The sequence below is a fragment of the Streptomyces viridosporus genome, from assembly GCF_002078235.1.
Classification (GTDB): Bacteria; Actinomycetota; Actinomycetes; order Streptomycetales; family Streptomycetaceae; genus Streptomyces; species Streptomyces viridosporus.
The window spans coordinates 1-6,753 of the sequence record NZ_MSGP01000101.1; the positions used below are offsets into that span (position 1 = coordinate 1).

The 6,753-nt window shown below is 73.5% G+C and carries 8 protein-coding genes; 5 read left to right on the forward strand and 3 right to left on the reverse strand.

Annotation, left to right across the window (positions count from 1 at the left end):
* From paaA to paaE, 5 genes are all read left to right on the forward strand, one after another.
* Positions 1–955 (forward strand): 1,2-phenylacetyl-CoA epoxidase subunit PaaA (gene paaA / locus B7L92_RS07215; protein ID WP_081236629.1); only part of this gene is annotated, 955 nt, incomplete at its 5' end.
* Positions 952–1,239, forward strand: a complete 288-nt coding sequence (paaB, locus tag B7L92_RS07220) for a 1,2-phenylacetyl-CoA epoxidase subunit PaaB (protein WP_037938218.1) — start codon at positions 952–954, stop codon at positions 1,237–1,239. The genes paaA and paaB, both read left to right, overlap by 4 nt.
* Positions 1,236–1,970, forward strand: coding sequence for a 1,2-phenylacetyl-CoA epoxidase subunit PaaC (paaC, locus tag B7L92_RS07225; protein ID WP_081236630.1), 735 nt, complete (start codon positions 1,236–1,238; stop codon positions 1,968–1,970). Before paaB ends, paaC begins: the two co-directional genes overlap by 4 nt.
* Positions 1,964–2,512, forward strand: a complete 549-nt coding sequence (paaD, locus tag B7L92_RS07230; RefSeq protein WP_081236631.1) for a 1,2-phenylacetyl-CoA epoxidase subunit PaaD — start codon at positions 1,964–1,966, stop codon at positions 2,510–2,512. Before paaC ends, paaD begins: the two co-directional genes overlap by 7 nt.
* The gene (gene paaE / locus B7L92_RS07235) at positions 2,512–3,570 is read left to right on the forward strand and encodes a 1,2-phenylacetyl-CoA epoxidase subunit PaaE (RefSeq protein WP_081236632.1); all 1,059 of its coding nucleotides are present in this window, start codon (positions 2,512–2,514) and stop codon (positions 3,568–3,570) included. Before paaD ends, paaE begins: the two co-directional genes overlap by 1 nt.
* 218 nt (positions 3,571–3,788) lie before the next feature.
* Here paaE and B7L92_RS07240 read toward each other — a convergent pair whose 3' ends face one another.
* The 3 genes from B7L92_RS07240 to B7L92_RS07250 are packed head-to-tail and all read right to left on the reverse strand — an operon-like array spanning position 3,789 to position 6,587.
* Positions 3,789–4,118: a rhodanese-like domain-containing protein gene (locus B7L92_RS07240; RefSeq protein ID WP_016825458.1), complete on the reverse strand. Its 330-nt coding sequence runs from the start codon at positions 4,116–4,118 to the stop codon at positions 3,789–3,791.
* 53 nt (positions 4,119–4,171) lie between these two features.
* Positions 4,172–5,011: a hypothetical protein gene (locus tag B7L92_RS07245; RefSeq protein ID WP_081236634.1), complete on the reverse strand. Its 840-nt coding sequence runs from the start codon at positions 5,009–5,011 to the stop codon at positions 4,172–4,174.
* A gap of 28 nt (positions 5,012–5,039) precedes the next feature.
* A complete protein-coding gene (locus tag B7L92_RS07250; protein ID WP_081236633.1) occupies positions 5,040–6,587 on the reverse strand; it encodes a DUF2252 domain-containing protein in 1,548 nt (515 codons plus the stop codon).
* Positions 6,588–6,753: the final 166 nt, after the last annotated feature.

Below are 6,753 nucleotides of genomic sequence, written 5' to 3' on the forward strand. Positions count from 1 at the left end.
GCGCGACTGGATGCCGGACGACTACCGGGCCACACTCGTCCGGCAGATCGCGCAGCACGCCCACTCCGAGATCATCGGCATGCAGCCGGAAGCCAACTGGATCACCCGCGCGCCCTCGCTGCGCCGCAAGGCGATCCTGATGGCCAAGGTGCAGGACGAGGCCGGGCACGGCCTGTACCTCTACAGCGCCGCCGAGACGCTCGGCGTCAGCCGCGACGAGCTGCTCGACAAGCTGCACTCCGGCCGCCAGAAGTACTCCTCGATCTTCAACTACCCCACGCTGACCTGGGCGGACGTCGGCGCGATCGGCTGGCTCGTGGACGGCGCGGCGATCACCAACCAGGTGCCCCTGTGCCGCTGCTCCTACGGTCCGTACGCGCGCGCCATGGTCCGCATCTGCAAGGAGGAGTCCTTCCACCAGCGCCAGGGCTACGAGCTGCTGCTCGCCCTGAGCCGGGGCACTCCGGAGCAGCACGCGATGGCGCAGGACGCGGTGGACCGCTGGTGGTGGCCGTCGCTGATGATGTTCGGCCCGCCCGACGACGAGTCCCCGCACTCCGCCCGGTCGATGGCCTGGAAGATCAAACGGCACTCCAACGACGAGCTGCGCCAGCGCTTCGTCGACATCTGCGTCCCCCAGGCCGCCTCGCTCGGCCTCACCCTCCCCGACCCGGACCTGAAGTGGAACGAGGAGCGCGGGCACCACGACTTCGGCCCGATCGACTGGGCGGAGTTCCGAGAGGTCCTCAAGGGCAACGGCCCGTGCAACGAGCAGCGGCTGGACCGGCGCAGGCGGGCCCACGAGGAGGGTGCCTGGGTCCGGGAGGCGGCAGCGGCCCACGCGGCCAAGCACACCCGTGGCACCGGCGGCACCACGCACGGAACCGACCGGCTCACCAACGGAACCGACCGGCCTGTGCCGGCGAACGGCGAGACAGGAGCGACGCGAGCATGACCCACACCGACTGGCCCCTGTGGGAGGTCTTCGTGCGCTCGCGCCGCGGGCTGTCCCACACCCACGCCGGCAGCCTGCACGCGCCCGACGCGGAGCTCGCCCTGCGCAACGCCCGCGATCTGTACACCCGGCGCGGCGAGGGCGTCTCGATCTGGGTCGTGCCGTCGTCCGCGATCACCGCCTCCTCGCCCGACGAGAAGGACCCGTTCTTCGAACCGTCCGCCGACAAGCCCTACCGGCACCCGACGTTCTACGAGATCCCCGAGGGGGTGCAGCACCTGTGACGACGCCCCCCGCCGAGGGCACCGCCCTCACGACGGCCGCGCTCGCCCTCGGCGACGACGCGCTGGTCCTCTCCCACCGTCTGGGCGAGTGGGCCGGCCACGCCCCCGTCCTCGAGGAGGAGGTCGCCCTCGCCAACATCGCGCTGGACCTGCTGGGCCAGGCCCGGGTGCTGCTGTCGATGGCCGGCGACGAGGACGAGCTGGCCTATCTGCGCGAGGAACGCGCCTTCCGCAACCTGCAGTTGGTGGAACAGCCCAACGGCGACTTCGCCCACACCATCGCCCGCCAGCTGTACTTCTCCACCTACCAGCACCTCCTGCACACCGAACTGGCCGCAGGGGACGGCCCGTTCGCGCCCCTGGCCGCCAAGGCCGTCAAGGAGATCGCCTACCACCGCGACCACGCCGAGCAGTGGACCCTGCGGCTCGGGGACGGCACCGACGAGAGCCACGCGCGGATGCAGCGTGCGGTGGACGCGCTGTGGCGCTACACCGGTGAGATGTTCCAGCCGGTCGAAGGCCTCGACGCCGACTGGACCGGCCTGGAGGCGGCCTGGCTGGAGCAGACCGGAGAGGTGCTGCGCCGCGCCACGCTCACGGTGCCCGAGAGCCCGCGGACGGGGGCGTGGACGGCCGGCGCGGGCCGCCAGGGCCTGCACACCGAGCCCTTCGGCCGCATGCTCGCCGAGATGCAGCACCTGCACCGCAGCCACCCGGGGGCGACATGGTAACCACCACCCCGCTGGAGGCGGAACTCCTGGAGCTCGCCGGTTCGGTGCCCGACCCCGAACTGCCCGTGCTGACCCTGCGCGAACTGGGGGTCGTGCGCGCGGTGCGCGCGCGCGGGACGGACACCGTCGAGGTCGAACTGACCCCGACGTACACCGGCTGCCCGGCCGTCGAGGCGATGAGCCTGGACATAGAGCGGGTGCTGCGCGAGCACGGGGTGCGCGAGGTCACCGTCCGCACGGTGCTCGCACCCGCCTGGTCGACCGACGACATCACCGACGAAGGGCGGCGCAAGCTCCGGGAGTTCGGCATCGCCCCACCGCGCGTGCGGCCGACGTCCGGGCCGGTCCGGGTGGAGCTCGGGCCGACCCGCACCCACCCCACCCCCCGGGACGCGCGGGAGGAGGACCTCGGCCCCGTGCGCTGCCCGCACTGCGGATCCGCCGAGACCGAACTGCTCAGCCGTTTCTCCTCCACCGCGTGCAAGGCGCTGCGCCGGTGCCTGGCCTGCCGTGAACCGTTCGACCACTTCAAGGAGTTGTGATGGCGCGCTTCCACCGGCTCCGGGTGGCCGCGGTCGACCGGCTCACCGACGACTCCGTCGCCCTGACCCTCGCCGTCCCGCCGGACCTCCGCGAGGAGTACCGGTACGCGCCCGGCCAGCACCTGGCCCTGCGGCGCACCGTCGACGGCGCGGACCTGCGGCGCACCTACTCCATCTGCTCCCCCGCACCCGACGGCGAGGGACCGGACACGCTCCGGGTCGGTGTGCGGCTGGTCGAGGGCGGCGCCTTCTCGACCTACGCGCTGAAGGAGATCGGCATCGGCGACGAGCTGGAGGTCATGACCCCGGCCGGCCGCTTCACGCTCCGCCCCGCCCCCGGCCGGTACGCGGCGATCGTCGGCGGCAGCGGCATCACCCCGGTGCTGTCGATCGTCTCGACCCTCCTCGCGCGCGAGCCCCGCGCCCGCTTCTGCCTGATACGCAGCGACCGGACCTCCGCCTCGACGATGTTCCTGGAGGAGGTCGCCGACCTGAAGGACCGCCACCCCGAGCGGCTCCAGCTGGTGACGGTGCTCTCCCGGGAGGAGCAGCGGGCGGGCCTGCCGTCCGGACGACTGGACCGGGAGCGGCTGACCGGCCTGCTGCCGGCGCTGCTGCCCGTGGACCAGGTGGACGGCTGGTTCCTGTGCGGGCCGTACGGGCTGGTCGAGGGGGCCGAGCGGGCGCTGCGCGGGCTGGGGGTGGCGCGCTCCCGCATCCACCAGGAGATCTTCCACGTGGACACCGGCACGGCACCGGCCGCGACGGCACCGGCTCCCGCGCACAGCACGGTCACCGCCCGGCTCGACGGACGCGGTGGTACCTGGCCCGTGCAGGACGGCGAGTCCCTGCTGGAGACGGTGCTGCGCAACCGGCCCGACGCGCCCTACGCCTGCAAGGGCGGGGTGTGCGGGACCTGCCGCGCCTTCCTCGTCTCGGGCGAGGTGCGGATGGACCGCAACTTCGCGCTGGAGGCGGAGGAGACCGAAGCGGGGTATGTGCTGGCGTGCCAGTCGCATCCGGTGACGGAAGAGGTGGAACTGGACTTCGACCGGTAGGAACCACCCCGCTCCCGGGTCCGAGCCGACCCGGCTCGAACGGGACCGACCCGGCGGCCCGCATCCGGCCCGGCAGCCCGCACCCGACCCGGCCGGTCCGGACCCGATCCGGTCGGCCCGCATCCGGCCCGGCAACCCGGACCCGTCCCGGTCGGCCCGGACCCCGATCCGGTCGACCCGCACCCGTTCCGATCGGTCCGGGCCCCGACCCGGCGGTCCTACAGCACGTGGCCGGGCTGCCCGTCGTCGGTGACGACGGGGCGGCCGGCGGACTCCCACACCTGCATGCCGCCGTCCACGTTCACGGCGTCGATGCCCTGCTGGGCCAGATACATCGTGACCTGGGCCGACCGTCCGCCGGAGCGGCAGATCACATGCACCCGGCCGTCCTGCGGGACGGCCTCGGTCAGCTCGCCGTAGCGGGCCACGAACTCGCTGATCGGAATGTGCAGCGCCCCTTCGGCGTGACCGGCCTTCCACTCGTCGTCCTCACGGACGTCGAGCAGGAAGTCACCGTCCTCGAGGTCCGCGACCGCGACCGTGGGCACCCCAGCTCCAAAATTCATGCCCCCGACGCTACCCGACCGGACCGGGCCGGGGCTCAGTCCAGCAGCCCCGCCAGCTCCGTCTCGCGTTCGGTCACCTGGGCCCGCAGCTGCTCGGCGATCTCCTCCAGCAGCCGGTCGGGGTCGTCCGGGGCGAGGCGCAGCATCGCCCCGATGGCGCTCTCCTCCAGTTCCTTGGCGACCAGCGTGAGCAGTTCCTTGCGCTGGGCCAGCCATTCGAGGCGGGCGTACAGCTCCTCGGCGGCGCTCGGCACGCGCTTGAGCTCCGGGCCGGCGGCCCACTCCTCGGCGAGTTCCCGCAGCTCGGCCTCGTTGCCGCGGGCGTAGGCGGCATTGACGCGGGTGATGAACTCCTCGCGGCGCAGCCGTTCCTTCTCCTCCTGCGCCAGGTCCGGGTGGGCCTTGCGGGCGAGGTCGCGGTAGAGCCTGCGGGCCTCCTCGCTGGGCCGTACCCGCTGCGGGGGCCGGACCGGCTGGTCCGTGAGCATGGCCGTGGCCTCCGGGAAGAGGCCGTCGCCGTCCATCCAGCCGTTCAGCAGCTCCTCGACCCCGGGAATCGGCATCAGCCGGGCACGCGCCTCGTCGGCACGGCGCCGGTCCTCGGGGTCGCCGGTGCGGGCGGCCCTGGCCTCCAGGATCCGGGCCTCCAGCTCCTCGAGGCGGGCGTAGACCGGGCCGAGCTTCTGTTCGTGCAGCCGGGAGAAGTTCTCGACCTCGACGCGGAAGGTCTCCACCGCGATCTCGAACTCGATCAGCGCCTGCTCGGCGGCCCGTACGGCCCGCTCCAGCCGCTCCTCGGGCCGCGAGGCACCGCCGTCGCCCGACGTCCGCGCACCGGCGCCGCCGTCACCCTGCTCACCTTCCGAGGTCGTCACCCGGACAGCGTAGGCCACGGTCCACCCCTCACACTCCCAGCTCCGCCGCGATCCGTCCCGACCGCACCGCCGCCACCAGGTCCGCGTGGTCCGCCTCCGTGCGGTCGGCGTAGGAGACCGCGAAGGCCGCCACCGCCTCGTCCAGCTCGTCGTTCTTGCCGCAGTAGCCGGCGATCAGGCGGGGATCCGCGCTGTGCGAGTGGGCCCGGGCCAGGAGGGCGCCGGTCATCCGGGCGTAGTCGTCGACCTGGTCGGCGGCCAGCGCCGCCGGGTCGACGCTGCCCTTGCGGTTGCGGAACTGGCGCACCTGGAAGGGCAGGCCGTCGACCGTCGTCCAGCCCAGCAGGCCGTCGCTCACCACCTGCATCCGCTTCTGACCCAGGACCACGCGCCTGCCCTCGTGGCCCGCCTCCGGGGCGTCGAAGCCGGCCGTCGCCAGATGCGGCACCAGGGCCGAGGGACGGGCCTCCTTCACCTGCAGGACCAGCGGCTCGCCCCGGTGGTCGAGGAGCAGCACGACGTACGAGCGGGTGCCCACGCTGCCCGTGCCGACGACGCGGAACGCCACGTCGTGCACCGCGTGCCGGGCCAGCAGCGGGAGGCGGTCCTCCGGGAGCGTGCCGAGGTACTGCTCCAGGGAGGCGGCCACCGCGGCGGCCTCGTCGTCCGGGACGCGGCGCAGGACCGGCGGAGCGTCGACGAAACGGCGGCCGCCGTCCGCCGTCGCCTCGGTCGACTTGGCCGCGAAACGGCCGCTGGTGTTCGAGCGGGCCTTCTCGGAGACCCGCTCCAGCGTGCCCAGCAGATCGTGGGCGTCGGTGTGGGAGACCAGTTCCTCGTCCGCGATCGCGTTCCACGCGTCCAGCGCCGGCAGCCCGGACAGCAGCCGCATCGTGCGACGGTAGGCGCCCACCGCGTCGTGGGCCGCCGCGCGGCAGGTGTCCTCGTCCGCGCCGGCCTCCCGGCCCGCGAGCACCAGCGAGGCGGCGAGCCGCTTCAGGTCCCACTCCCAGGGGCCCGTCACCGTCTCGTCGAAGTCGTTCAGGTCGATGACCAGTCCGCCGCGCGCGTCCCCGTACAGGCCGAAGTTCGCCGCGTGCGCGTCGCCGCATATCTGGGCGCGTATCCCCGTCATGGGGGTGCGGGCCAGGTCGTACGCCATGAGCCCCGCCGATCCGCGCAGGAAGGCGAACGGCGTCGCGGCCATCCGGCCCACCCGGATCGGGGTCAGCTCGGGCAGCCGGCCGCGGCCGGACTCCTCGACGGCCTCGACCGCACCGGGGCGGGAGGCGCCCAGGTCCAGGGTGGCGTGCGCGCTGCGCGGAACCCGCCGGCGCAGGGCCTTGCCCTCCGCCTTGGGGACGCCCGCGGCCGGCCACTCGGCGAAGCCCGGCACCCGCGGCAGCCGCTGCGGCTCACCCGCGCCTGCCGTTCCTTCCGCACCTACCGTGCCTTCCGCACCTGTCGTACCTCGCACGCCTGTCGTACCTCGCACGTCTTCCGTCCCGGTCACCCCTGCGACAACTTCGGTCACACCAATCGCCTCCCCCGCACGCACCCACCCGCGCGTGCCCATGACGTTCCTCCGGCCCGGCACCGAGGACGACACGGCACCGGGCATGACATCGATCACGCCGACCGTACCGCCGGTGGCCGAAACGCGGCAGGTCCTGTGGACGACTCCGACGGTGTGGAGGAACCCCGGTGGTGAGGAGGAACAGGGCGGCGCCCGGCCCGCCCCC